This window comes from Mesorhizobium sp. M0184 (assembly GCF_040322215.1).
Taxonomy (GTDB): Bacteria; Pseudomonadota; Alphaproteobacteria; order Rhizobiales; family Rhizobiaceae; genus Mesorhizobium.
In genome coordinates this window covers 15,574-39,418 of sequence record NZ_JAMYSZ010000026.1, presented here as the reverse complement: position 1 = coordinate 39,418, position 23,845 = coordinate 15,574, and the positions used below count along the sequence as shown (strand labels likewise).

General features: G+C 59.3%; 21 protein-coding genes and 2 pseudogenes. 13 read left to right on the top strand and 10 right to left on the bottom strand.

Translation table 11 applies throughout. The features are described 5' to 3' along the window. Positions 1-235 precede the first annotated feature (235 nt). On the bottom strand, positions 236-2,563 hold the full coding sequence (locus tag NKJ23_RS25750) for a P-loop ATPase, Sll1717 family (RefSeq protein ID WP_352457002.1): 2,328 nt from the start codon (positions 2,561-2,563) through the stop codon (positions 236-238). A 548-nt stretch (positions 2,564-3,111) separates the two neighbouring features. On the opposite strand from NKJ23_RS25750, the gene NKJ23_RS25745 reads away from it, so the two are divergent. From NKJ23_RS25745 to NKJ23_RS25725, 5 genes are all read left to right on the top strand, one after another. Further along, complete coding sequence (locus tag NKJ23_RS25745; protein ID WP_352683251.1) at positions 3,112-4,275, top strand: IS110 family RNA-guided transposase; 1,164 nt, start codon at positions 3,112-3,114, stop codon at positions 4,273-4,275. Positions 4,276-5,758: 1,483 nt separating this feature from the next. Then, on the top strand, positions 5,759-6,976 hold the full coding sequence (locus tag NKJ23_RS25740; RefSeq protein ID WP_352548234.1) for a cytochrome P450: 1,218 nt from the start codon (positions 5,759-5,761) through the stop codon (positions 6,974-6,976). Between the two features lie 40 nt (positions 6,977-7,016). Then, positions 7,017-7,217: a ferredoxin gene (locus tag NKJ23_RS25735; RefSeq protein ID WP_352491466.1), complete on the top strand. Its 201-nt coding sequence runs from the start codon at positions 7,017-7,019 to the stop codon at positions 7,215-7,217. A gap of 323 nt (positions 7,218-7,540) precedes the next feature. Next, positions 7,541-8,161: a nitrogen fixation protein NifQ gene (locus tag NKJ23_RS25730; RefSeq protein ID WP_352683302.1), complete on the top strand. Its 621-nt coding sequence runs from the start codon at positions 7,541-7,543 to the stop codon at positions 8,159-8,161. Between the two features lie 563 nt (positions 8,162-8,724). After that, positions 8,725-9,027: a hypothetical protein gene (locus NKJ23_RS25725; protein WP_352683249.1), complete on the top strand. Its 303-nt coding sequence runs from the start codon at positions 8,725-8,727 to the stop codon at positions 9,025-9,027. 278 nt (positions 9,028-9,305) lie between these two features. On the opposite strand, the gene NKJ23_RS25720 is transcribed toward NKJ23_RS25725, so the two are convergent. Both NKJ23_RS25720 and NKJ23_RS25715 read right to left on the bottom strand, forming a co-directional pair. Beyond that, positions 9,306-9,689: a hypothetical protein gene (locus NKJ23_RS25720; protein ID WP_352683247.1), complete on the bottom strand. Its 384-nt coding sequence runs from the start codon at positions 9,687-9,689 to the stop codon at positions 9,306-9,308. Further along, a complete protein-coding gene (locus NKJ23_RS25715) occupies positions 9,676-10,209 on the bottom strand; it encodes a hypothetical protein (protein WP_352683244.1) in 534 nt (177 codons plus the stop codon). The genes NKJ23_RS25720 and NKJ23_RS25715 overlap by 14 nt, the downstream gene beginning before the upstream one ends. 936 nt (positions 10,210-11,145) lie before the next feature. On the opposite strand from NKJ23_RS25715, the gene NKJ23_RS25710 reads away from it, so the two are divergent. Beyond that, positions 11,146-11,301 (top strand): hypothetical protein, encoded by a 156-nt coding sequence (locus NKJ23_RS25710; RefSeq protein WP_352683242.1) that lies wholly within the window; start codon positions 11,146-11,148, stop codon positions 11,299-11,301. 362 nt (positions 11,302-11,663) lie between these two features. Here the strand turns inward: NKJ23_RS25710 and NKJ23_RS25705 are convergent. Beyond that, a pseudogene (locus tag NKJ23_RS25705) lies at positions 11,664-12,775 on the bottom strand (IS256 family transposase); the annotation flags it as partial. Between NKJ23_RS25705 and NKJ23_RS25700 the strand changes: the two are divergent. Continuing rightward, positions 12,762-12,983: a hypothetical protein gene (locus NKJ23_RS25700; RefSeq protein ID WP_352683240.1), complete on the top strand. Its 222-nt coding sequence runs from the start codon at positions 12,762-12,764 to the stop codon at positions 12,981-12,983. The pseudogene NKJ23_RS25705 and the gene NKJ23_RS25700 sit on opposite strands and share 14 nt — an antisense overlap. A 120-nt stretch (positions 12,984-13,103) precedes the next feature. Here the strand turns inward: NKJ23_RS25700 and NKJ23_RS25695 are convergent, their stop codons facing one another. Together NKJ23_RS25695 and NKJ23_RS25690 are read right to left on the bottom strand one after the other, a co-directional pair. Next, the gene (locus NKJ23_RS25695) at positions 13,104-13,919 is read right to left on the bottom strand and encodes a ComEC/Rec2 family competence protein (protein ID WP_352683238.1); all 816 of its coding nucleotides are present in this window, start codon (positions 13,917-13,919) and stop codon (positions 13,104-13,106) included. A gap of 97 nt (positions 13,920-14,016) precedes the next feature. After that, positions 14,017-14,712, bottom strand: a complete 696-nt coding sequence (locus NKJ23_RS25690; protein WP_352683236.1) for a hypothetical protein — start codon at positions 14,710-14,712, stop codon at positions 14,017-14,019. A gap of 85 nt (positions 14,713-14,797) precedes the next feature. On the opposite strand from NKJ23_RS25690, the gene NKJ23_RS25685 reads away from it, so the two are divergent. The 3 genes from NKJ23_RS25685 to NKJ23_RS25675 all read left to right on the top strand — a co-directional run bounded on the left by NKJ23_RS25685 (position 14,798) and on the right by NKJ23_RS25675 (position 15,792). Further along, on the top strand, positions 14,798-15,226 hold the full coding sequence (locus NKJ23_RS25685; RefSeq protein WP_352683234.1) for a hypothetical protein: 429 nt from the start codon (positions 14,798-14,800) through the stop codon (positions 15,224-15,226). Continuing rightward, positions 15,223-15,402, top strand: coding sequence for a hypothetical protein (locus NKJ23_RS25680; RefSeq protein WP_352683230.1), 180 nt, complete (start codon positions 15,223-15,225; stop codon positions 15,400-15,402). Before NKJ23_RS25685 ends, NKJ23_RS25680 begins: the two co-directional genes overlap by 4 nt. Before the next feature lie 255 nt (positions 15,403-15,657). Beyond that, on the top strand, positions 15,658-15,792 hold the full coding sequence (locus tag NKJ23_RS25675; protein WP_352683229.1) for a hypothetical protein: 135 nt from the start codon (positions 15,658-15,660) through the stop codon (positions 15,790-15,792). A 280-nt stretch (positions 15,793-16,072) separates the two neighbouring features. On the opposite strand, the gene NKJ23_RS25670 is transcribed toward NKJ23_RS25675, so the two are convergent. The 4 genes from NKJ23_RS25670 to NKJ23_RS25655 all read right to left on the bottom strand — a co-directional run bounded on the left by NKJ23_RS25670 (position 16,073) and on the right by NKJ23_RS25655 (position 20,851). Beyond that, entirely contained in the window at positions 16,073-17,290 is a 1,218-nt protein-coding gene (locus NKJ23_RS25670) for an MFS transporter (protein ID WP_352683228.1), read from the bottom strand. 57 nt (positions 17,291-17,347) lie between these two features. Continuing rightward, positions 17,348-18,784, bottom strand: a complete 1,437-nt coding sequence (gene rpoN, locus NKJ23_RS25665) for an RNA polymerase factor sigma-54 (protein WP_352683226.1) — start codon at positions 18,782-18,784, stop codon at positions 17,348-17,350. Positions 18,785-18,853: 69 nt separating this feature from the next. Beyond that, a complete protein-coding gene (locus NKJ23_RS25660) occupies positions 18,854-19,387 on the bottom strand; it encodes a peroxiredoxin (protein ID WP_352456996.1) in 534 nt (177 codons plus the stop codon). 1,158 nt (positions 19,388-20,545) lie between these two features. Continuing rightward, positions 20,546-20,851 carry a hypothetical protein gene (locus NKJ23_RS25655; RefSeq protein ID WP_352683224.1) on the bottom strand — a complete coding sequence of 102 codons (306 nt, stop codon included), beginning with the start codon at positions 20,849-20,851 and terminating at the stop codon, positions 20,546-20,548. Between the two features lie 202 nt (positions 20,852-21,053). On the opposite strand from NKJ23_RS25655, the gene NKJ23_RS25650 reads away from it, so the two are divergent. From NKJ23_RS25650 to NKJ23_RS25640, 3 genes and pseudogenes are all read left to right on the top strand, one after another. Beyond that, on the top strand, positions 21,054-22,256 hold the full coding sequence (locus NKJ23_RS25650) for a cytochrome P450 (RefSeq protein WP_352683222.1): 1,203 nt from the start codon (positions 21,054-21,056) through the stop codon (positions 22,254-22,256). A gap of 90 nt (positions 22,257-22,346) precedes the next feature. Further along, entirely contained in the window at positions 22,347-23,636 is a 1,290-nt protein-coding gene (locus tag NKJ23_RS25645; RefSeq protein ID WP_352683220.1) for a cytochrome P450, read from the top strand. Beyond that, positions 23,620-23,763: pseudogene (locus NKJ23_RS25640) on the top strand (ferredoxin); the annotation flags it as partial. The gene NKJ23_RS25645 and the pseudogene NKJ23_RS25640, both read left to right, overlap by 17 nt. Positions 23,764-23,845: the final 82 nt, after the last annotated feature.

The window sequence follows — 23,845 nt, the reverse complement described above, 5'->3', positions numbered from 1 at the left end:
CCGTCTTATGTCGCCGACACGATCAGGTGACTTGCACCGGATTTTTCTGGCCTAGATAAATCCCACTTTCCAAAGCCTACGGCACGTGATATGACTTGGCTATGGTCCTCACGCGAACAGAAACGCGTCGTGGATTTTGGCGCCAGGTTTGTGAGGCTGTCATGTAACCGTAGTCGAGGTTCCCGCGCCGAAATGGCATGGACGAATGAGAGGCCGCCTTGTGCGGCCTTCTTTATCAGACCATCGAAATATGGATAGCATCATTGATAGCGTAGGCAGCGTCAGAGCCTGCCATCCTAGCCTCAGCTAGCAGCCTTTTTAGGCTGTACTCGTAGTCATAGATGTACTTCTCGCGCCCGTCCGGATGACCAAAGCCCAATACTCCGTACCAGAGCATCAGGCGAAATGCCTCCGCGGATTGGTCATCATCTAGACCAAACGCTCGGAACCCATCTAGTACTTTATCTTTCGTCAAGAATTTCGGCTGTCCGATAAAAGCGAATAGAATGTCCGCCGAGAGCCCCGAGACGTCGCGGATCTCATACCCAAAATCTTCGACAAGAAGGTTGGCATGCTGCCGCACCGCATCGACTATGTCGGTTTCGGTAACCTTGCCGTTTCCCCGATTGATTGCGTTCGCTAACGAGTTCTCTACTATATTAATAAGGAAGCGGGGCCTCATTAGACAATGGTCGACACAATATTCGAACGAATCCCTGGATCCAACTGAGTCGCAAAATGTTCGCTGCCACAGCTCCTGAAAGCTGGAACTAATGTTGTTTTGCGATGACTGCAGCCGCTTAAATATTACCTGACGGAGCTTTGCTCTATCCGTCCAGTCAATTCGAATTTGTCCGCCCTTGCCACGGTCAGGCGTGTCCTCGACCAGAAGTTCGTAAATGTCGTTGCGTAGGAAAACAACACTGGCAAAATCTCGGTCGATTCCTGCGAAATCACGACGTATTTTGTCAAGGGTCTCGATCATCAGCCGCACCATTCTGATGTCGAAACTTTGCACTCCGTTTGCTGGCCAACCCTTGTCTATGTTGTCAAATAAGACCAGCATCCGAGATTTCTGGTCCGTGTACTTGGCAACCAGAGCCTTGATCTGATTGATGCCGCCACGAAATACAATGTTCGTTAACCGCTCAGGACTGAGGGCCTGTCCGCTCCTCTTCAATGCCGCGATTTCTTGCAGAAGATGGCGGCTTAGGAGGTTGATTCGGGAAGTAAAATCCCCTTGGCCTACGATCTCGTATCGGTCTAAGGCTGCATCAATCTCGGTTAGTATAGCCACCGAACGGCCGTCAAACTTCAGTCTGTGTTCATACCCCCTGCGGATCGTGAACAGCGTCTCCGACAAGAAAACAAAGTACCAAAAGGCCGCCAATGTATGATCAAAAACACCTACCTCGACGAGCTTGAGTAACTCTTGGCGAAACAAGCTCAGCTGGTGCGACTCGGGCTTCAGGTCGGTTACGAAGAAATTCTTTTGGGTCCTCGTCGTGTCGCGCACCATAAAAAATATAGCGGTTTTCCCAGAGCCTTTTCGACCGGCAACGATCCCTAACTCTCCACGAAGAGTTCTGACGTACTCTGATGTCTCAACGAAATAGTTCTCTAAGGTGCGGAATTCATTCTCGGCCGCAGAGGCGCCTAAGCTGACCCTTTGTAGGTCGCTTCGCCGCGGTTTGTTTCGGTGGGTGCTCAAGCCCTGAATGGCTATTATTGCAGCTTTAGCAAATTGAGATACCGTCTCCTCTATCGCCTCTTCATTTCTCACAGTGGTAACAGCCTCTCGATAATCGAGCGGTATGGGCGAGCCAGTGGAATCTTGCTGGATTAACAGTGTCTCCCGACCCAGGCCGTGGCAAAGGCCGGCAAGGAAGGAGGCGCGGAGATTATGGCGGGGCGCGTCATCAACATTTGCGCCTAAGAACGGTACAATAATACCCGATGACGAAGTTGCCTCGCCGATCATGGCAATCACTGAAAACCTCGGCGACTCAACAGGATCATGGCTCCTGTAAAATACCTTGGAACCTTTTATGCTCGATACAATCGAATTGCGGAAATCGGTTTTTCTGAGGGGATCTATGAGAAATAAGGGCTGGCTCGCGTTGACAGGCTTGCCATATAGGTCAAGCAAGCTCGTCGAGGGCAGCTTCGTAAAAAGCGAAACCAGACCGCTGCTACTTTCGTAGGTTTGGAACCCGATCACGTCAAACAGCCCATCTTGCATTACGTTTTTTGTTGCGTCTGCAAATGACACGTTGACGACGGGGGCGATCGAACAACCGGACCCAACCGCGAAGCCCATTTCATAGTAAACATTCATGTTAGGAAAGGTTATATCGCATAAAAGCGTGTCGGATTTCTCAACAAGGCTCCGAATGCGATCGGGGATATTATCTCCGAATACGTCCATGCTTGGCCATGGAGTTACCGTAAGTTTGCTGGTTACCAGCTGCACCTGAGAGCAAGCACTAGATATTGTTCGGGTTAAATCGGCTGGGCTGCTGGGGAACGCAAAAAAAGCTCTGCGGAATTTGGATTGTTCCATCTACCCCTCCCGGAAGTTTACCGATGCTCCCCCTTGAGACCATCGCCGAACGCATGCCGGGGCGCAAGCAATAGTTGAGGGTGTTAAAAGTCCTGCACATCGTTCCTGAACCTGAGCGGTCATTAATGCCTGGGAAACGCGCTTCGCCCTCGCATCCAAATCGTGACTGTCCACGACCTTATAGAGGGTCCCAATCTGGGCATATTGACAGAATTGAACGCGATCCGTGCCACGCATACGCGCGCGCTGGACAGGGCAAGCCCCGCCTAGAAAACCAACGTCTGAGGAAATCAGGTTGTCGCCTTCCTTCAAGCCACCAATCGAGGCGGCCGTTCAAGGGACCTGCAAAAAAACCTGCCGTTGAGCGAACCCCTCCTCACACCACAATCCGAAACGGGGGGAGGCGTCGAAAGGGCTACCGGTTAGATGATGGCTTTCTTGTCGCTACTGGTCAGCCTCCAGGATGTCTCCAGATCCTATGAGGGGGTGGATAGCGACCTGCGCTCTGGCAAAGTGAGGTTGCTAAACATCTCACCCTGGAGGCAAGCATGCCCGTCGCAGCTACCCGATCCGAAGTGCCGGCCGCTATCCGTACCGATCTTGGCGCAATCTTCGTCTCGTTGGAACTCAGTCTCTCAAAATGGTGGATCACCTCGCTGTCGCCGGGCGCTGGCGAGAAGATGTCGAAGCATATGGTGGCGGCCAGCGACGTCGCCGGCATGCTGGCGCGGTTTGCCGAGCTCAACAGGAAGGCAGAGGCACGGACCGGGCGGAGCTTTCCGATCATCGTGATCCAGGAGGCCGGGCTCGACGGCTTCTGGATCCATCGCGTGCTACAGGCCGAGGGAATCGAAAGCCACGTCGTCGATCCGGCGTCGATTGCGACCTCGCGCCGGCGGCGCCGGGCAAAGACCGACAAAATCGACGGGGAAGCGCTGGTTCGGGCATTGCTGGCCTATAAGAGAGGTGAGCCACGGGTGTGCGCGATGCTGCGAGTACCGATGCCCGAGGAAGAGGACCGCCGCTGTATCTCGCGTGAGCGCAAGGCATTGACGAACGAGCGCGTGCGACACGTCAACCGCATCAAGGGCCTGCTGTTCAGCCAGGGTGTATCCGGCTACGAGCCGTTGCGCCGCGACCGACGAAAGCGGCTGGAGGAGCTTAAGACCGGCGACGGCCGTCCGCTTCCCGGACATCTGAAGATGCAGATCGGTCGCGAACTAGACCGGCTCGAACTTCTGCTGGAGCAGATCAAGGCTGTCGATGCCGCGCGCGATGCCATGCTCGCTGCCGCGCAGGCGGTCTCGCCAGCACCGGCGATGCTGCTCAACCTGAAAGGCATCGGGCCGGGATTCGCCGCCGTCCTCTGGTCGGAGGGGCTGTCGCGTCACTTCGATAACCGACGACAGCTTGCCGCCTATGCGGGCCTCGCGCCGACACCCTGGCAGAGCGGCTCGGTCGATCACGATCAAGGGGTTTCAAAGGCCGGCAATCCCAGGCTGCGAACGATGCTGATCCAGATGGCCTGGCTGTGGGTGCGCCATCAACCGCGATCAGCGCTCGCCTTGTGGTTTGAGGACAGGGTTAAGCAGAATGGCGGCCGTCTCAAGAAGACAACAATCGTGGCGCTCGCCCGCAAACTGCTCGTCGCCCTGTGGAAGTACGTCCATGCGGGGGTCGTCATCGAAGGGGTGGCCATGAAGACCGCCTGATGCATTATCCAAACTGAATTCTGCAATCTTCCAGGACCCGATCAGTCCTGGCAGATCCAGGTGGGACGAACCGCGTTTATACATGGCCCCGAAATGCCGATCTTCCAGTATGGTTCGTCTTGCTGAGCCCTTGTCCGCCGCACGCGGGATGTTGGTGCTGCTGCTTCGAACAGCGACCGTATATAAGTTGGATCAGGCTCGGGTAACGAGCCGTGTCATGCAATAGGGCTCAGTCCATGGATGCCATTATAACCGACGGAGTAGCAAAATGTGATCTTGACGGGCCGCGTCCGCGTTGACCTTCCTCATATAGGTATAAACCGTAACCTATGTGTCCAGAATGGACCCTGATGTTTTTGGCGCACCCGACAGGATTCGACCCTGTGACCTCTGCCTTCGGAGGGCACAAGCGTTTAGACATCCAAACTTGCGTGCAATCCTCCATGTGGTGCATATGGTGTGGCCATTTATCTGCCCGGCCGGAAGCAGTTTGGTCGCTGTGAGCCTTGGATGCTTTTGCAGCGCTAGTGCAGTGCGCGATCCTTTCCCAGACAGCCGGGATGGCTAGGGCCCGTCTAGTTTGCGCCAGAGAACGAACCTACTGGCGTGGGAGAGCCTCTCCAAGGCGACGCCACGTACTTGAAACGCCCCTAACCATCCGACTTCAGCAGATGCTTACAGGAACCCTGCGGATTGCAGCCCAATTTCCGGCGAGGTTGATCAACATTGCTGGTTTGCTGCCAAATTCAGCTTCTATATACACAATGGTTGGGAACCGTCGTTTGACTGTCTTTGCAGGAGGGCAGACGACCCTCTCCTGCGGTGATGCAAATCTTTAAATGCCAAAGATGCAAAAATCCCGGCAAAAATGCAGAACTCAAGTTCCCGCTACAGCGCAAGCGCCGCCGGGTCTTGTGGGACCGCACCACTTGCGCTGGATCGCGTCGTTGCTCAATCCGGGCCATGCGAGCGATCTCCTCGCTCGTCGACCGGAAGGCAGTGCAGCAGCAGCCAGGCCGAACAGCCCGATGTCGCGGACTCGACAAAACCGACCGTGGATGTCGGTTGTCGGATGTTGTCCTAAGAATGATGGACAGGTGATCATCAACTTAGCGGCGGCGGGCCTAGTGCAGGCTGGCATTGCTTGGTGCAGCGCCATGGGTACGCCTATCCGGCACGCGACTTGCTTCGACAATTTGATCAGCAGGGCATCAGCAGTGCGTCACGGAGCTCAGAGGTGATTGACCAGCCTCTCAACCCTAACGGGGATAAGCGGCGGCTTTGCTTCATGACCGCAGCGCGGCGGAGATGCCCCTTCTGATCGACTTCGCAACCGATCTCATCCGCGCTGGTGCAGGTGGGCTGTATCAGGCGACAGAATCTAGAAGGCGCCCGACAAGAGACGTGCCCATGCTGGAAATCGACTTTATGAACAGCGGTGCAATCTCAATCGAGCCATGAACGCCAATGTAGAGAAAACAAAATGGCGACCAACCCCGTTCCAGATCATGTCCCGCCCGAAATGGTGAGGGACTTCAGCCTGTTTACATCGCCAGGGATGCCACCAACACCCAACGGGGATCCACACGCAGCTGTCGCTTGCGTACATGACGGGCCTCCGATCTTTTACTCCCGCTACAACACGCAAGATGGCCGGGGTACCTGGGTCATCACCCGTGCCGCGGACCAGCGGAAGGTGCTGCAGGACGCAGAGACTTTTTCCAGCCATCGCAGCATCTTCTCCTCCATACTGGGTGAAAACTGGCCGACGATCCCGCTTGAGCTCGATCCACCGGCCCATGGCGTCTTTCGCTCACTGCTCAATCCGCTGCTTTCGCCAAAGCGGGTGTTGGCTTTGGAACCGGCTGTCCGCGAACGGGCGGTCGAGCTGATCGAAAGGATCGCCGCGTCGGGCACAAGCTGCGACGTGATGAAGGATTTTGCCTTTCCTTTCGCGGTGAGCACCTTTCTTCGCTTTCTGGGGTTGCCCGATGACCGACTCGATACATTCGTCGGCTGGGGGAAAGATCTGCTCCACGGCGACGATAAGGAACGACCTGTGGCTGCCCGGACGATCGTGGCATTCATCGACGAACTTGCAGCCATGCGCCGCCAGGAGGCGGTTGACGATTTCATGACCTTTATCGTGCAGGCACAGGTCGAGGGCCGCCGGCTGACGGACACCCAAGTCCGCGGCATCGGCGTGCTTGTCTTCGTCGCTGGGCTCGACACGGTCGCAGCAGCTATAGGCTTTGACTTGGCGTACCTCGCGCGCAACCTCAAAGATCAGCAATTGCTGCGGAGCGAACCGGACCGCATCCCGCTCGCAACCGAAGAATTGCTGCGGGCCTATCCGCCCATTCAGTTGATCCGCGTGGCTACGAAAGATATCGACTTCGAAGGCGCGCCGATCCGGAAGGGGGACTATGTTTCCTGCGCCACGATGATTGCCAATCGTGACCCGGCGGAATTCGAATGCCCCAACACAATCGATTTGGAGCGGGAGGACAACCGCCACGCAGCGTTTGGCTATGGTCCCCACCGTTGCCTTGGCTCACACCTTGCCCGGCGGGAGATTGTCATTGGCCTGGAGGAGTGGTTGGCGCGCATCCCGGCTTTCAGGATCAAGCAGGGTACGGCACCGATAACTTCTGGCGGCCATGTGTTCGGGATCGAAAATTTGATCCTGGACTGGTCTTAGGCCCGCCCCGACCCGGGGCACAGACAATGGAGGCAGCGCCATGCGCATCATCGTCCAAAAGGCCAAATGCCAGGGTCACGCGCGATGCGCGGCGCAAGCGCCGGACATCTTCAAGCTTGATGACGAGGGCTACATCCTGCCTGGTGACATTGAAGTTGCGGAAGGGGAGGAACTGCCTGCATCGCGGGGCGCGCGATCCTGTCCTGAACGTGCGCTGGAACTCACCCGCTGCGCGCTTTGAGGACTCATTCAACCGAGAGTCTGGCGGGCTTGAACCATGTGGCCGCACTCAGCACGCGACCTCTGTCCCGCACGGTTCACGTCCAACTCTGCAGGGGCATTTCCGGCGCCAGTGTTCCCCGTGAGGCGCAAACGGCAGGGCAGGGGTTCGCGAACACCTCTTCCAATCACAGAATTTGCGTCAGAGCCGATGGACCAGACGAGAATTGCCGAACTACTCGACGCGAGGCGACCCGGAGTGCCATACCGAAGAACTGCCCGACCCATGTTGCGGCAGGCCGGGTCTCTGCATGATTTGATAGGACGAAACCAGGAGAACGCACCATATTTGCCCAACATTATGCCCGGCTCAGCACCGGCCAATGGCCGCACATCGAGCTGGAGAGGAGGTTCGACCAGCATGTGCTTGCCTGTGTGCTTTCACATGCGCTCGAGGAGATCGAGGCCGGCGAGGTGACGGCGACGGAGGCAACCGGACTTTCGCGCGCCGAGCTGCGCGATGTCCTGGTCCGCTGTTTCCCTGCTTTTCCTATCAACGCGTTTGCCTTGAAAGAGGTGAGCGAGCCCGAGCCCGACCTGGAGGAAGAACTTCTGCGCGGACTGCTGCTGGCGCACGCCCGGCCGGGCGACCCGGCGAGCGCCCGCTTCGCCAAGATCATCGCCCGGCGTGCCATGCGCAATGACCATCTCTGGCAGGACCTTGGCCTTTTTAATCGGACCGAGCTCGGCCGCCTGCTCGCCTCGCATTTTCCGACGCTGGCGGCCGGCAACACCCGAAATATGAAATGGAAGAAATACTTTTACCGCAAGCTCTGCGAGGCCGAAGGTTTTTCGCTCTGCAGCGCGCCCAGTTGCCTGGAATGCAATGATTTCGAAAGCTGCTTCGGCCCGGAGGAAGGCGAAAGCCGCCTCACACGGATCAAGGACGGCATCGCCTCGGATTGAGAGCCGCCTCGTAGGTTGTACAGCGCCAGCGCTCGCGCCGCGCCATGTGTCTCTTGTCGAATGTCGACGGACACCTTCGAGGATTTGAACGCTGTGCGCTCGCGATGCCGGCGACCCCGAAGGTCGAGCCGATCAGCATTGCCGAGTAATCCGGTGACCGGTGGTGGCAAGGGCAACGGCGGCTAAGGTGAAAGGCCCCGGCGATTTCGAACGCGAGATCGCCCAGACGCAGGATTGCTGCTTTGCGGGCAGTGACGGCGGCCCAGTCCGGCGTCAATCCGCTGGTGGATGACTTCGGCCGTGCCGTCGAGACAGCTTGCATCCGGCAAGAGCTTCTGACAGCCGCCCAGAAGGCCGGCGTAGCGACCACGCCGGACGAATCAGCGAAGACCGATGCGCTCGCCCACAGCTACGCGGACGCCAGTGTCGCCACCCGGCAGCTTGCCGAGCAGCAAGACGTGCCAGAGTGCCGAAGAGTTCGTTGGCCTGGGCAAGGACGTGCTTGGCGGCTTCATTTCTAATTTGCGCTCAGGCAAGTCGGCGGCGGAAGACTGGCGAACGCCTTGAACAAGGTCGCCGACAAGCTGCTCGACATGGCGCTGAATAGCTCGTTCAGCACAGCCCGTGCCGGTGGCATCTTCGGCGCGATCGGCGCCTATTCGGGTTCAGCAGCGGCGGCGTGGTGCAGCACCTCGCCGGTGGTGGTCATGTCCGCGGTGCTGGTACCGCGACCAGCGACAGCATTTCCGGCCATGCTGTCCGATGGCGAGTTTGTCGTGAACGCCCGTGCGAAAGCGCGCGATAGGGCGCTTCTGGACGCAATTAACAGCGGTTCTCTGCCGGCGCTGGCTTCCGGGCTCGGTTGATGGCGACAAAACTGTGAGGCTTCACAGGACCGCCAAGACAACCCCGTCCAACCGATCAACATGCCGGTGAGCGTCACCGTGAACGCGAGCGGCGGCGATGCAGCCCAAATGCGGACCTGGCCCACCAGACAGCGCGTGAAACCAAAGCGGCAATGCGGGCGGTGGTGGTCGAAGAACTCCGAACCGCAAATGCGGCCGGGCGGCATCATGTCGGGCAGGGGACGCTATTGAAGAGCGCAAATCAAACAGATCTGGCGCGTGACTTTCAACGGCTTCAGCTAAATGCGTTTCGCGAGATCTCCGACCTTCGCATGCTGGAATGGCTTCGTCAGGTCTGGCATCTCCACAACCTCTTCTGTCGTGGGGGCAAAAAGGCTCTGCAAGCCCGACAAGGCACTTGGATTTTTTCGTATTATCTTCCTTCCGCCCTCCAGAACTTCAGACGATTCCAACGTTGCGATTCGCTCCTGAACGTAAGTGATGATGCCGCGCCCGATCACCTCTTCAAAAACGCCTAGTTTCTCCCCGGTGTCGGGGTCGACAATCTCCTCACCTTGTCGATACAAAATATAATCCTCATGTGCTTTGACGCCTTCGTTCGCGCCGACGTTTAGCACGACTTTGTATGGGCTTATAACGTTGGCGACCTTAGCTTGCTTCATGTGCGATCCACTCGATTTTTGGGGCGCCTGGCTTTAAGACGATTTGGCCGAAATGATCCTTTGAGCCTGCATCAAGGCTCTTCCAGATCTCGTCTGCGCCAGCAGCCCGTTCTCTTATCAATAGCTGAACGTTCTTGTCGTCCTGGAAGATAAGCACTTCGCCGATTCCTAACACGCGCTCGAAACCATCGCTTTCTGTAACGAACAGAGTGTAGGCAGCGCGATACATCAGCCAATCGGCGGGGGAGATTACAAAAAGCCCGATCTGTTCCTTTTTGAAGAGCAGCACGCGTGGTCTTATCAGTGAATCAGTGGCAGGCTGGGCATAGTGAAAATGCAGAACTGTTCCGATATAGAGGCCGAGAACAACTACCACGATAATGGCAAGCGGCCCTGAACTTAGCGTGACTGTGGCCGGTAGTAGGGCTTGGGCAGCCCACCCGACCACGCCCGCTGCGGTAATGGCGAAAGCCCATGGGCCAAGCCAACCACCTCGCACGTTCTGCTTATAGGACCCCACTACCTAATCCCCCTTCACCCGAAGTTCCATGTAGCACACAAGGCGCTACTCCGTAATCGGAGGCGGTCGAATATACAAAGGCAAATTTAAGTCAGGAACAAAATAGAACTTTCACTTCCACCTTAATCGGATTGCTACAATAGCGGCCGGACATAAGAGCATACCGGACCCCCGGCCATCGACCGGGCGGGACATTATGCCTGGGGCGGGGAAACCCGCCACGAAAGTAGGTTACCGCAATCGACGCCTTCGAAAGTTTCGCCTTAAAATTCAGGCTCCGTCGAAGCCCACACTATGGGGAAGGGACGACCTGATCCGGCCTGTTGACTGTGTGCTCCCCGGAAGTGAGGCATCGCAAGGTATCGACCGTTAGGGTTCCGAGAGGAACCGGGAATGGCTTACGGTAGGTCCGGCTAGCCGCCTTCCGGCGTCTGACAAACGACGCTGGTTTACAGAGTTTCCCTCCTGTTCAGAAAGCGGCGATGGCCCTTTGGCCCTCGTTTTTTAATCAGCTTTCTGGACGGGGGGATAGCTCATTACCGCTGGGGACTGAAGCGCAAGGGGAAGGAACGGCGACCAGAACACACAAACGAAAAGACCCCGCGGAGCGCGGGCGAGCGAAGCGAGCAAGATTGGTGTGAGTGTCTGTTGCTGGTGTCACCATGAGCGTCGAGGACGACGAAGGCTATGAGCCGTGTTGCAACAGGCCGTCTCAGGCACCGACACCCGGACGCTCGATTGCTATAACACGCACCATCATCGTCCGGCGCTCATCCGGGCGATGTGAGTTCCTGTAACGACAAGCCCGGCCGTCATCCCTCGCTCGGACGCGCCCGGCTTTGTTTCGTCAACATGTAAGTCACTAGTGAGTCGCGCTAACGTGTAGATATTATCAGACTTAATGCTTGAATCGAGCCGGGCGACTCATCCTCCGGCATGCAAACTCAGATCGGAAACCACTATCTTGATGACGAACCTTGGAACGGCTTGGTCGATCGTATCGCTGGGCCGCACGACCTGGACGAACAAGGCTGGAACTTGCGCGACGAAACGATCTGGGCGCTCGGCGAGGCGGCGCATGGCCGGCGGTGATCGCGACGACGATGCCACAGCGGTGGAGGGCTTCGAGCATGCCGGACGACGAGCGCCGACCAACTGTTCGAGCGCCTCAGGGAGATGAGAGGCGAGAACCTCCTCAAGCGCGTGATCTCGAAAGCCTGAAGGCCGACGGGGTAGAATACGGCACTCGGGTGTTCACCGCCGCCCTTTAGGGCGGCAACACCGAGCATGGCGCGAGCGGACTGGAAAATCAGCACCGCCCTGTCGATGCTGGTTGAACACAGGCTTCGAGTTCTGGGGAGGGCGAAAAATTGCCTCAAATGCGGGAGGTTCTTACATCTGTGGTCAGGTGAAACAAAAACCATGGGTGATTTGCTTGGAAAAGCCTTACATCAACGAGCATCGGCCCATTCGTCGTTCTGTTCGAGCAGGATCGCGCCAACCAGGCGGACGATGGCGTCATCATTTGGGAAGATGCCGACGACCTCGGTGCGCCGCTTGATCTCGCCGTTGAGGCGCTCGATCGGATTCGTCGAGTGGAGCTTGGCGCGATGTTCCTTCGGGAAGGTCATGTAGGCCAGCACGTCGGGCTCGGCGTCGTCCATGATTGTCGCCAGTTTCGGCACCTTCGGCCGGATCTGGTCGGCGACGGCGCGCCATTGCGTGCTTGCGGCCCCGGGCGTTTCCTGGGCGAAGGCGGTGGCGATGAAAGCGGAGACGACGCGGCGCCCGCTCTTGCCGGCATGGGCCAGCACGTTCCTCATGAAGTGGACGCGGCACCTCTGCCATGTCGCGCACAGCACCTTGGTGACGGCCGCCTTGATGCCTTCATGGGCATCGGAGACGACGAGCTTGACGCCGCGCAGGCCACGGCGGGTCAGCTTGCGCAGGAACTCCGTCCAGATCGGCTCGGCCTCAGACGTGCCGACCTCCATGCCCAGCACCTCGCGCCGGCCGTCCGCACAGCGATGATGACGGCGACCGAGACGATGCGGCCGCCGCGGCGCACCTTCAGGTAGGTGGCGTCGATCCACAGATATGGCCAATCGCCCTCGATGGGTCTTTCAAGGAACGCTTTGACCTTGCCGTCGATCTCTTCGCAGAGCCGCGAGACCTGGCTTTTGGAGATGCCGCTCATGCCCATGGCCTTGACCAGGTCATCGACCGAGCGGGTCGAGATACCCTGGACGTAGGCCTCCTGGATGACGGCGGTCAGCGCCTTCTCGGCCATGCGGCGCGGTTCAAGGAAACCGGGGAAGTAGGAGCCCTTCCTGAGCTTGGGGATGCGCAGCTCGACGGTGCCGGCTCGCGTCTCCCAGTCGCGCTCGCGATAGCCGTTGCGCTGGGCCGTGCGCAACGGGTTCTTCTCGCCATAGGCGGCGCCGGTGGCGGCCCCAACCTCCAGCTCCATCAGCCGCTCGGCGGCAAAGCCGATCATCTCGCGCAAGAGATCGGAATCCGGAGTCTTCTCCACGAGCGCGCGCAGGTTCATCATGTCGTCGGTCATCGATGGTTCCTTCGAATCAGGTTGGTGTCAGCAACCCGACCTTACCGGCGAACTGTCGATGACCACCGCAAAGCCGCTCGCTCGCTACAGCGCTATCGAGAGCGCGCTCGCGAGCGGCTTCGCTACCGCCGAGCTACACCACCTGTGGGGACGCGACCCGGATGACAGTCGCCGACTATATCCACGCCGCGTGGTCACCGCCGCTTAAAACAGCCTCAGGCTCGTCGCGTCTCGTGCCGCGGCCTGACATTTTGGAAAGGCTTTACCGGCGCTCGAACGTCGGCTTCCAGTCGAGATTGCGAGCCCTCTTAAGGCCTTCATAGTCAGCTTAAAATGGCCCCCAAGAATCGGAGTTGAAAGTGAACGAAATCAACCCGTCTTTGCGAGTGGTGAGCACGTTGCGTGTCTCGTTCCGGAAGGGTCCGCTTTTGGTGAATCGCCGATAAAACGGGATCGTCTTTTGTGTGTCGTACATGTAGCCCTTGTCGGAAATGACGACATAGTAGGGCTTGCAATACTCGAAGATCTCCTCGCAGCAACCGCTTTCGCGCCCGTGGTGCGACGCAACCAACACGTTGGTGTCTCGGAGAGCTTGGCGAAAATCTTCCAGCTCAAGAAGCTTCAACCAGCCGGCACGCTCCAAGTCCCCAGGGAACATGATCCCTTTTCCGTTGCAGGTGAGATGAACGACCATGCTTAGATTGTTTTCGTCGTCGAAGGCTGGATAGTCGTTATAAAAAACCTTCTTAGTCATCCCAGCAAACGAAGGCCCAGGGGATGCCACACCGCCCGTGCCGCCGGTAAAGATGTTATCGATAGCGTCGACCAATTTGGCGATTCCGGCTCCCATCCCGTCTTCGCTCTTTAGTGCTTGGATTGTCTTTGACGAAACGGATTTGTTTCTCAGAAGCCAGTTGATGTTGATTTTGCGATCATACATATTTGGCAGGCCGGCAACGTGATCCTCATCGTAGTTGGTGACCGCCAGCATATCGAGGGTCATGATCCCTCGATCGTATAGATAGTTGCCCGGCCGCCAGCCGGTAAGGCCGTTCTGGCCGCAGTCCAGCATCAGCCTGGTCTGATCGTCACAAGTGGCAATCGCGCAAGCGCCGTGTTCAACGTCGAATATTTCTACTAACATTTTGATGAACCGCCATTCTTCCTATTCAGCTGTTGCTGAAACAGCCAAAAAGGCAAGAGGCGTCCCGGCAGCGTACGAGTTTTCCCACCGAGTTATTTTAGGTCGCGTCCGCCTCGACAGCCGCAAATACGACGAAGACTTCAATGCTGTATAGCCGGTAGAATTTCAGATACCGCTTGAAGAGTTGAAAAGAGATGAGGGCGAAGCCTGCCGCCACCATGACTTCGTGGGCGGCACTGCCGAACGTATCCAGCCGCGGCGCGACCAAAGCCTGCACCAGCAGCAGCTCGGCGGTGACGGCCGCGATGAACGACAGGTTGCGGCAAAAGCCATAGACATTCAAAAAATTCTCAAGCCTCGGCTTTGCTTGGTCGTCTCGCTTTGCCACGGTGTAGGCTACCCAATAGGCTTCGTCGCCATGGAGGCCGGTTCCGGCTTTCGCCAGCGCGGCCTGGACGCAGGCGCGCGTCGGCCGTGACAGAGGGCTGAAATAGGCCGGCAGCAGAGACCGCAACAACCAAGAGGCCCTCTGCTCGGGCGACAGGAGGTGAACCGATGGCGGCTTCAGCATGTTGTGAACAATGCCGGCCTCGAGGATCCGGGATGCAGGCCCCGCCACCAGATGGCCTGCCGCGTATGAAAGAAACAGGACAAACACGCCGGTGGGCACGTCCCAGCTGGCGTGAATGACGAAGCTGGTCCCGAAAAAAAAGTCGAAAGCCGCCAGCACGAAAAAGCCTTGCGGCAGGTAGGCGAACACGTCGTAATCGCTAAGACGGCCGAAAATATCCATTTGCCGTTCAAACCCCCAAAGCCCCAGGGAAGTGTTTCATGGGAAGAGCATTGAAACAAGGTCGCGCCGGGTGTGCGGGGGCGTCTTGAACCGCGTAGGTTTTTGGCGTCTCATTGCCGGCCTGAAACTGGAGGAGGGACAAGTGTCAGCAATACCAAAAAGCGTTCTGAAGGTGCTCGGACACGAGTGGAAAATTGACGAAGGTTATTCTGCTTTCGATGCCGTGTTTAATGACCGAGAAGACCAGGGTCGGCGATCCAGTCCGTCTTTTTATCACATTGCGACCGGCAAGGAGGTGGAAACGGATTTCGACATTTTCTCTCACAAGGAAGCCAAGAAATTAGCCGCGGAGCATGTTTTCGGCTTAATGGCCGCTATGAGAGACAGCGGCGTTACCATTAACGAGCACGCTCAACATGCATTCGAAGACTTCTGCCACGAAGTCTACGGCGCGTGGGCAAAGTATCGGGAGAAACTCGACCAGGTCGAGCGTTTCAGCAAGCGGCCGGCATGATCGTTGGCATCGGCCTCTCGTGCTTCGCAATGGCCTTCGTGCTGTTTGCCGCCGATCCTTTTGACTACCACCCAGATCCTTTCCTACAGGCGCTGGTCTGGGTGGGCTTTGGCGTTTGGTGCCTCGCTACAGCTTGGCAGCAGCGCAACTGGCGCCCGCCGCCTGACGAGAGCTAACGCGGGCGGCGTTGATACGCCCTGACGCCGCGTGTGCACGGTGACGCACAGCTTGGCGCTGCTCGATGATCCTGCCCGATTATGTCGTTCGCGCAAGGTTGGGGCGCATTTCGGTCTTACGCCGCCGCGCAGATACAGCTCGGGGAAATTGATCTGTCGGGGAGGACCAGCAAGGCGATCGCCACATGCTCTACCTGGCTGCTCAGATCACCTTCGACGAGACCGAGGACTTGGTCGTAGATGAAGGCATGGGCAATGAAGATTGCGAAGAGCCGCGGCCTCGCGAAGGCGCGCGTCGCCCTTTCACGCCGCGTTGCAGCCACCCTGCACAAGATGTGGCTGACGGGCGAGCCGTTCCGGTGGCAGAAAACGGCGCTTGCCAACGTCTAGTCGAGGATGTTGATCAACCGTATCCGCTGCGGCGAAAGTCCCGGCAAGGAACGGGTGAGGGTGAGAGCGACTGTCCGTTTGGTGTGCAGTCGGCCGACGAAGGGACGCCGTGAACAAGATGGCGGTTCACGTGTCGGGCGGCGAAGGTCGCCATGGCCCGGAGGTGAAGCCGGCGAGGCGCTTCCGCTGGTCCATGCAAGCGGAGGATCGCGCCGCGCCGTGCATGCGATTGCATCTCTCGTCCCGCTGCGCTGCTGAGACCTCTCTCCTGTCAGGCGATCTAGGTTTCGCGCTTCGGGCCGAGCAGGAACACTGTCAGTGCGGCGATGAACGTGGCAACAGCACTGTAGGCAATGGCACTGGTAACCCCGGCATTGTCCACCAATACTCCGCCGAAAATCGCGCCGGCTGCGATTGCCACTTGGAATGCTACGACCATCAGCACACCGGCGCTTTCGGCCTGCTCGGGAACGGCCCGCCGCACCATCCACGTCTGTAATCCCACCGGCACCGCGCCGAAGGCAAAGCCCCATGCGGCAACCGCAATCGCCGAGGCGAAGGCCGATGCTCCCGCCGTCAGCAGCGAAACAGCGGCTATCGCTATGAGCAGCGGTGCAAGGGCCGCGACTGCCTTGAGACTGTACTCGGCCAGAAGCCCGCCGGCCAAATTGCCGAAGAATCCGCCGATGCCGAAAGCAAGCAACACAAGCGAGATCGTCTCGACGTCCAGCGCGGGAATCTTCTCGAGGAAGGCGCGGATATAAGTGATTCCGGCGAAGTGGCCGGAAGCGACAAGCAGGACGACCACAAGCGCGACCTTGACCATCGGAATCTTGGCCACATCCAGCAGGCCGCGGAAGCTAGCCACTCCAATCGGAGGCAGTCTCGGAATGGTTATGAGTTGCACCAGCAGTGTAGCCGCGCCGCCGACTGCGGCGAGCATGAAGGCGTTTCGCCATCCCCAGATATCGCCGACATAAGCGCCGATTGGAGCTGCGCAAACGGTAGCCACGGAAACGCCGGTGAGGATGATCGACATGGCGCGCGGCAGGAGGTGACTTGGAACGAGCCGCATCGCCAGTGCTGCCGACATGGACCAGAAGCCTCCGAGCGCTATGCCGAGCACGACGCGTGCAGTCAGGAGAACCGCCAGCGACCACGCGCCGGCCGCCAGAACGTCCGACAGGATCAGCAGCAGCGTCATCGTCCACATGACGATCCTGCGGTCCAGGCGCTTTGTGATGATGGCCACCGTCGGCGCCGAGATCGCCCCGACGATAGCGGTCGCGGTCATCGCCTGTCCAGCCGCTCCCTCGGTGATACCGAGATCATGCGCGAGCGGCGTGAGCAGGCTGACAGGCAGAAACTCTGCGGTCACCAGCCCGAACGTGCCCAAGGAAAGCGAAATGACCGCACCCCATGCGGGACCAGACGGTGGGACGGGCTTTTCTGAGTCGTGCAGAACAGCGTCCACGACGCCTGCCGCGGATTGGGTCATGAACGAAGTCTCCAGTTTGATGCAATGCAACGTGATGTTGGCTGCCTTGACCCAAATTTAAAAACACAAGCGCATTTCCCGGCGGCGTTGCACGGAGGAGGGGATGTTCATTGCTTCGCGATATTTTGTGACGGTGCGGCGTGCAACATCGATGCCGGTTTCCTTCAGCCGGGCAGCGATGTCCTCATCGGAAAGCACGTCGCCGGGAGATTCTGCGGCAATCATCGCTTTGATCCGATGCCGGACAGCTTCGGCGGAGTGCGCATCGCCGCCTTGGAAGGACGCGATCGCGACGGTGAAAAAATACTTCAGTTCAAAGACTCCGCGCGGGGTAAGCATGTACTTGTTCGAGGTCACCCGGCTTACCGTCGACTCGTGCACGCCGATCGCGTCAGCGACGGTTCTGAGATTGAGAGGCCGCAGGTGGGCGACGCCGTGTTCCAAAAAGGCATCCTGCTGGCGCACGATTTCAGCCGCAACCTTAACAATCGTCTTGGCGCGCTGATCGAGGCTGCGGATTAGCCAGTTCGCGTTTTGCAAGCATTCGTTGAGAAATGCTTGATCTTTCGGATTTTGGACAGTTTGACGCGACACTTCGGCATAGTAGGTTTGGTTGATCAGCAGCTTGGGCAGTGTGGCCGGATCAAGTTCGATCTGCCACCCGCCTTCCGGCGAGGGCGTGACCCAGACGTCGGGTATGATTGATTCAGACGCACCGGATTGGAATCGGTTTCCAGGCTTGGGATCGAGCGCCCGAATCTCATGCATCATGTCGAGAAGGTCGTCTTCATCGACGCCGCAATGCTGCTTCAGTGCCTGAAAATCGCGTCGCGCAAGCATTTCAAGATTGGCAACCAAAGCTGCCATTGCCGGGTCGAACCGGTCTCGCTGGCGTAACTGGATTTCGAGGCATTCTCCGAGAGTTCGCGCAAAAATTCCCGGTGGATCAAAGTGCTGCAAGGTTCCGAGAACCCGTTCCACATCAGCCTCCCGGACATTCAGGCTCCCGGCCAACTCCAAAAGGTTTGCCCGAAGATAGCCAGTGTCTTCCAGATCGGCGGCAAGCTGGCCAGCGATCAGCCGCTCCTGTGGTGTGAACGCAGTGAGGGCGATCTGACGAGCGACATGGTCGTGCAATGTCTCGGCGAGGCTGGCAAACTCGTCGAGGGAAGGGCCATTACCCGGCGGGTTGTTGGTCGTGTTGCGAAGTGATTTCCATTGCCCGAGCCGTTCAGGCGACCCGGCCCCGGTCGGTCCGTCAACGGCGTTTGCGCGTGGGCCGACAGGCTGATCCGCTCCCGAAATCGAAACATCGCCAAAAGGCCCGCCATCGTTTGGCGCAGGTTCCAAGAGCGGGTTCTTTTCGATTTCCCGCTCCACGAACTGATGCAGTTCAGTATGCGCCAGTTGCAGCAAGCGAATCGACTCAATGAGTTGAGGCGATGCGACCATCGATTGCTTCTGGCGCTGAAGCAGGCTTGCTGAGGATTGCATGGTGAGCGCGATAATCCTGTCGAGGAGCCTCTTGGGGCGGGCAATGGCACCAGTGAGACGTTTTCTAGGTCATGCGGCGGCTTTCAGCGTTTCGAGAACGTTTTGCGGGGATGAGACGCCATAGGGGTCGGCCTCGCAGTTGTCGGAGAAACCTTCCTCCTCGAACCAGTGCTCCACCACGCCATTGTTGATCAGGGCGGCGTAGCGCCAGGAGCGCATCCCGAAGCCGAGATTGTCCTTGGCGACCAGCATGCCCATCTTGCGTGTGAACTCGCCTGAGCCATCGGGGATGAGCTCGACCTGCTTCAGGCCCAAGGACTTCCCCCACGCATTCATGACGAAGGCGTCGTTGACTGAGAGGCAGTAAATCGCGTCAATTCCCTCCTTCTCAAACTCATCATAGAGCTCTTCGAACTGGGGCAATTGGTAGGTCGAGCAGGTCGGCGTGAAGGCGCCAGGCAGCGAGAACAGGATGACCCGCTTGCCGGCAAAGTAGTCGTCAGATGTCTTTTCTTGCCAGCGATATGGATTTGGCCCCTGGACTGACTTATCGTGAACACGCGTGAGAAAGGTGACGAAGGGAACTTTCTTTTGAACTGTCATCAAGTTGCTCCTAAAGAAGAAAACTGGCGCTGAATTCTGGCAGAGGCTGGCGCAATACCGAGCAAAGGCTCGTATGCCCGGCACGGAATGAGGACCTCGCGGCTCGCAACCTCCTTTTTCTCTCCCGACGTATGGGAACCTCTTGGCGGCTGGTCTTGGCCACGCGAACGCAATCGATCTGAGCGAGCTGGACACCGTCGAGCCGCTTGGTTTCCACGGCTATGGCGCCGGAAGCGGGATCGGTCACTCGCGATCGTGAAAAAGGGATAGCGGCCGGAAGTAGCCAATATCGCAAGCATGTGGGGGCCTGAAATGTCACTTCACGCAACAGACCCGCGTCACTCGACTGGTTCAGCGTGTTGTCGATATGTGGCAGTGACCCGCCGGCCTTGGCTTGGGTGACCCTTTGACGGGGATCTTGGGCACTCACATGCTGAACAGAACCGGGAAACGGCATTTGCGCGAGCGGCCCGTGTTGGCGTGCCGGCATCGGACCAGCCATGCGCAAAGCGGCCACCGAGAACGGACTTCCGGAGGAGACGATGTCCCGACGTTCAGCGGGAACGGGCACCGTCTCCTCAGGCCACGGTTTGGAGCTTCGCGTATCGGGCATGGCACAAGTCGCTTTCATCGTGATTTGATGGGCTCTAACCAGGAGCAGCAAGCGGCGTGCCATTTCAAATAGAGATGCTTTTGGACCGCCCCCTTCTTCTCGGAGGCCGTGTGTTGGAAGATTGGGCGCGCGCTATAACGGCCTCGTCACCACACGCAACAACGATGCTGTATGGTGGCGGGTATTCGGCGCTTCCGCCCCGTTGGGCAAAGACGAACCGGAAGCCGAGCCGATGCACTACCTCACACCGGCGGGCACCGCAGGATTGTGTAGCGTGTGCCGCTAGCGTTCTTGGGTGCGCAGGCACGGCTATCGCGAACACGCGCCTGTCGCAGCAACATGAGCGCGCGCTCTTGGGCAAGCGCCCTGGTGCCGTCAGGATCGAATTCCACAATCGTGTCTGTTTGCCGCCCTCTTATGTTTGAAACTGGACCAGAATGTCGCAAGCCCGACCTAAAGGTCGCCCGAGGCGTTCTGTCCGACACTGTTCCGTCGCCTTTGTTGGCCCGCGACACCGGCTTATTTCGCCTAGCTCTTCTCTGGCCTCAGGCTAAGCCGCTGAGAAGCTGCCACAATTTTTTCTGCTGCGGCCAAATTGGCACGAGATTTGAAGCACCTTCGTTGCGGGCCGGGAGCCGCCGACCGACTTTCATTTCGTGGATGGCACGAATGGAACGAAGAAAGAAAAGCAAAATGTCAAATCCGCGTCGGATAGCGTCTATGGGCAGGGGGTCCTCGGCGAAACCGCCCTTACCCAACAGCTCGCCGCCCTTGTCACCCAACAGCTCGCCGCCCTTGTCGACCCTTGCGCAGGAAATCTTGGCCGGCGGCGGCTCAAAGGCCCACCACACCGACCTTATCCTGAAATCGATGGTGCAGGATAAAGTTCTGCATCTCGCCGCGCGGTGTGCCTAGACAGTTACACGTTGGCCGATCTTGATAATCAGGCCGGCCGTCGGAGGACGTCATCTGTATGCCGTCTTAGGTCATTCGCTGCCGCAGCGCCCGCCGGTCACCTTCCGCCCTTCCATCGCCATAGAGTGAAGTGCCACCATGCCCGAACAACCTTTGCCGACGCTGCCGATGTGGCGCGTCGATCACATTGAGCCCTCGCCCGAGATGTTGGCGCTACGCGCCAACGGTCCGATCCACCGCGTGCGCTTCCCGTCCGGGCACGAAGGCTGGTGGGTGACAGGCTATGACGAGGCCAAGGCGGTGTTGTCCGACGCGGCGTTCCGGCCCGCGGGACTGCCGCCGGCGGCATTCACCCCGGATTCGGTGATTCTCGGTTCGCCAGGATGGCTGGTCTCGCACGAGGGGGGCGAACATACGCGGTTACGCACGATTGTGGCGCCGGCCTTTAGCAACGGCAGGGTGAAGCTGCTCGCGCAGCAGGTCGAGGCGATCGCCACGCAGTTGTTCGAGACGCTGGCGGCCCAGCCCCAGCCCGCCGATCTGCGGCGCCACCTCTCCTTTCCGCTTCCGGCCATGGTCATTGGCGCGCTGATGGGCGTGCTCTACGAGGATCACGCCTTTTTCGCCGGGCTGTCCGACGAGGTGATGACGCACCAGCATGAAAGCGGCCTGCGAACCGCGTCGCGCTTGGCCTGGGAAGAACTCCGCGCCTACATTCGCGGCAAGATGAGGGACAAGCGCCAGGATCCGGGCGACAACGTGCTGACGGATCTGCTCGCGGCGGTCGACCAGGGCAAGGCGACCGAGGAAGAGGCGATCGGCCTGGCGGCGGGCATGCTGGTGGCGGGGCACGAGAGCACCGTCGCGCAGATCGAATTTGGCCTGCTGGCCATGTTCCGCCATCCGCAACAGCGCGAACGCCTGGTGGGCGATCCATCCCTGGTGGACAAGGCGGTGGAGGAAATCCTGCGCATGTACCCGCCGGGCGCCGGCTGGGACGGCATCATGCGCTATCCGAGGACCGACGTGACCATCGCGGGCATGCATGTTCCCGCGGAGAGCAAGGTGCTGGTCGGCCTGCCGGCGACGTCGTTCGATCCGCGCCATTTCGACGATCCGGAAATCTTCGACATCGGACGTGACGAAAACCCGCACCTGGCGTTCTCCTACGGGCCGCACAACTGCATCGGCTTGGCGCTGGCCAGGCTGGAACTCAAGGCGGTGTTCGGTTCGATCTTCCAGCGCTTTCCCGCGCTGCGCCTGGCCGTGGCGCCCGAAGAACTGAAGTTGCGCAACGAGATCATCACTGGCGGGTTCGAGGAGTTCCCGGTGCTCTGGTGATGCGCGGACGCCACCAGGAACGCGATGTTCTCGAATTGCCGGCGCGCCTGCCGCGCGCCGATCAGATCAGCTAGCCAACAGGTGACCAAGATGGACGTGCAAGAAACCACGGCAGCATGCCGGGACGCCTTCGCCGAACTGGCGTCGCCAGCGTGCATCCACGACCCGTATCCGTTCATGCGGTGGTTGCGCGAGCACGATCCGGTACATCGCGCGGCGTCGGGCCTCTTTCTGTTGAGCCGCCACGCCGACATCTACTGGGCGCTCAAGGCCACGGGCGATGCTTTTCGGGGGCCGGCGCCAGGCGAACTGGCGCGCTATTTCCCGCGTGCGGCGACCAGCCTGTCGCTAAGTTTGCTGGCGTCCACTTTAGCGATGAAGGAACCTCCGACGCATACGCGTCTGCGCCGGCTGATCTCGCGCGATTTCACCATCGGCCAGATCGACAACCTGAGGCCGACCATCGCTCGCATTGTCGCAGCGCGCCTGGACGGCATGGCGCCCGCACTGGAGCGCGGGGAGGCAGTGGACCTGCATCGGGAATTCGCGCTGGCCTTGCCCATGCTGGTTTTCGGCGAACTGTTCGGCATGCCCCCGGACGACATTCTCGGGCTCGTCACCGGCATCAGCGCCATTCTGGAAGGCCTGAGCCCGCACGCCAGCGATCCCCAACTCGCCGCGGCGGACGCGGCCAGCGCCAGGGTGCAGGCCTACTTCGGCGACCTCATACAGCGCAAGCGCACCGATCCCCGCCACGACATCGTGTCAATGCTGGTCGGCGCACACGACGACGATGCCGAGACGCTGTCGGATGCGGAATTGATCAGCATGCTCTGGGGCATGCTGCTGGGCGGCTTCGCCACCACTGCCGCGGCCATCGGCCATGCGGTCCTGGCGATGCTGGCGTATCCCGAACAGCGGCACTGGCTGAAGGGAGATGCCGTGGGGGTGAAGGCATTCGTCGAAGAAGCCCTGCGCTACGACGCGCCCGCCATGTTCAGCTCCATTCCGCGTATCGCCCAGCGCGACATCGAACTGGGCGGCGCGGTGATCCCGAAGAACGCGGACGTGCGCGTGCTGATCGCGGCCGGCAATCGCGACCCGGACGCTTTCGCCGATCCCGACCGCTTCGATCCCGTGCGGTTCTATGGCACCAGTCCTGGCATGTCGATCGACGGGAAGATCATGCTGACCTTCGGCCACGGCATCCACTTCTGCCTTGGTGCGCAACTGGCCCGGGTGCAGTTGGCCGAAAGCCTGCCGCGGATCCAGGCACGCTTCCCCACGCTGGCATTGGCCGAGCAGCCGACCCGGGAGCCTTCCGCGTTCCTTAGGACGTTCCGCGCGCTGCCGGTGCGGCTGCATGGGCAGGAGGGCTGAGATGCGCATCCTGGTCGATCAGGATCTGTGCGGAACTACCGGGCAGTGCGTGCTGACGCTGCCGGGCACCTTTCGCCAGCGCGAACCGGACGGCGTGGCCGAAGTGTGCGTGGCGACGGTCCCGCAGGCGCTGCACGCCGCCGTGCGGCTTGCGGCCAACCAGTGCCCGGTCGCCGCCATTCGGGTCATCGAAAGCGACGCTGGCCATG

Bases quoted from the DNA above. Each gene is read 5' to 3' on its own strand.
- NKJ23_RS25750 (WP_352457002.1), bottom strand. From the start codon at position 2,563: ATGGAACAATCCAAATTCCGCAGAGCTTTTTTTGCGTTCCCCAGCAGC.
- NKJ23_RS25745 (WP_352683251.1), top strand. From the start codon at position 3,112: ATGCCCGTCGCAGCTACCCGATCCGAAGTGCCGGCCGCTATCCGTACC.
- NKJ23_RS25740 (WP_352548234.1), top strand. From the start codon at position 5,759: ATGGCGACCAACCCCGTTCCAGATCATGTCCCGCCCGAAATGGTGAGG.
- NKJ23_RS25735 (WP_352491466.1), top strand. From the start codon at position 7,017: ATGCGCATCATCGTCCAAAAGGCCAAATGCCAGGGTCACGCGCGATGC.
- NKJ23_RS25720 (WP_352683247.1), bottom strand. From the start codon at position 9,689: ATGAAGCAAGCTAAGGTCGCCAACGTTATAAGCCCATACAAAGTCGTG.
- NKJ23_RS25710 (WP_352683242.1), top strand. From the start codon at position 11,146: ATGCAAACTCAGATCGGAAACCACTATCTTGATGACGAACCTTGGAAC.
- NKJ23_RS25700 (WP_352683240.1), top strand. From the start codon at position 12,762: ATGTCGTCGGTCATCGATGGTTCCTTCGAATCAGGTTGGTGTCAGCAA.
- NKJ23_RS25695 (WP_352683238.1), bottom strand. From the start codon at position 13,919: ATGTTAGTAGAAATATTCGACGTTGAACACGGCGCTTGCGCGATTGCC.
- NKJ23_RS25690 (WP_352683236.1), bottom strand. From the start codon at position 14,712: ATGGATATTTTCGGCCGTCTTAGCGATTACGACGTGTTCGCCTACCTG.
- NKJ23_RS25680 (WP_352683230.1), top strand. From the start codon at position 15,223: ATGATCGTTGGCATCGGCCTCTCGTGCTTCGCAATGGCCTTCGTGCTG.
- NKJ23_RS25675 (WP_352683229.1), top strand. From the start codon at position 15,658: ATGAAGATTGCGAAGAGCCGCGGCCTCGCGAAGGCGCGCGTCGCCCTT.
- NKJ23_RS25670 (WP_352683228.1), bottom strand. From the start codon at position 17,290: ATGACCCAATCCGCGGCAGGCGTCGTGGACGCTGTTCTGCACGACTCA.
- rpoN (WP_352683226.1), bottom strand. From the start codon at position 18,784: ATGCAATCCTCAGCAAGCCTGCTTCAGCGCCAGAAGCAATCGATGGTC.
- NKJ23_RS25660 (WP_352456996.1), bottom strand. From the start codon at position 19,387: ATGACAGTTCAAAAGAAAGTTCCCTTCGTCACCTTTCTCACGCGTGTT.
- NKJ23_RS25650 (WP_352683222.1), top strand. From the start codon at position 21,054: ATGCCCGAACAACCTTTGCCGACGCTGCCGATGTGGCGCGTCGATCAC.
- NKJ23_RS25645 (WP_352683220.1), top strand. From the start codon at position 22,347: ATGGACGTGCAAGAAACCACGGCAGCATGCCGGGACGCCTTCGCCGAA.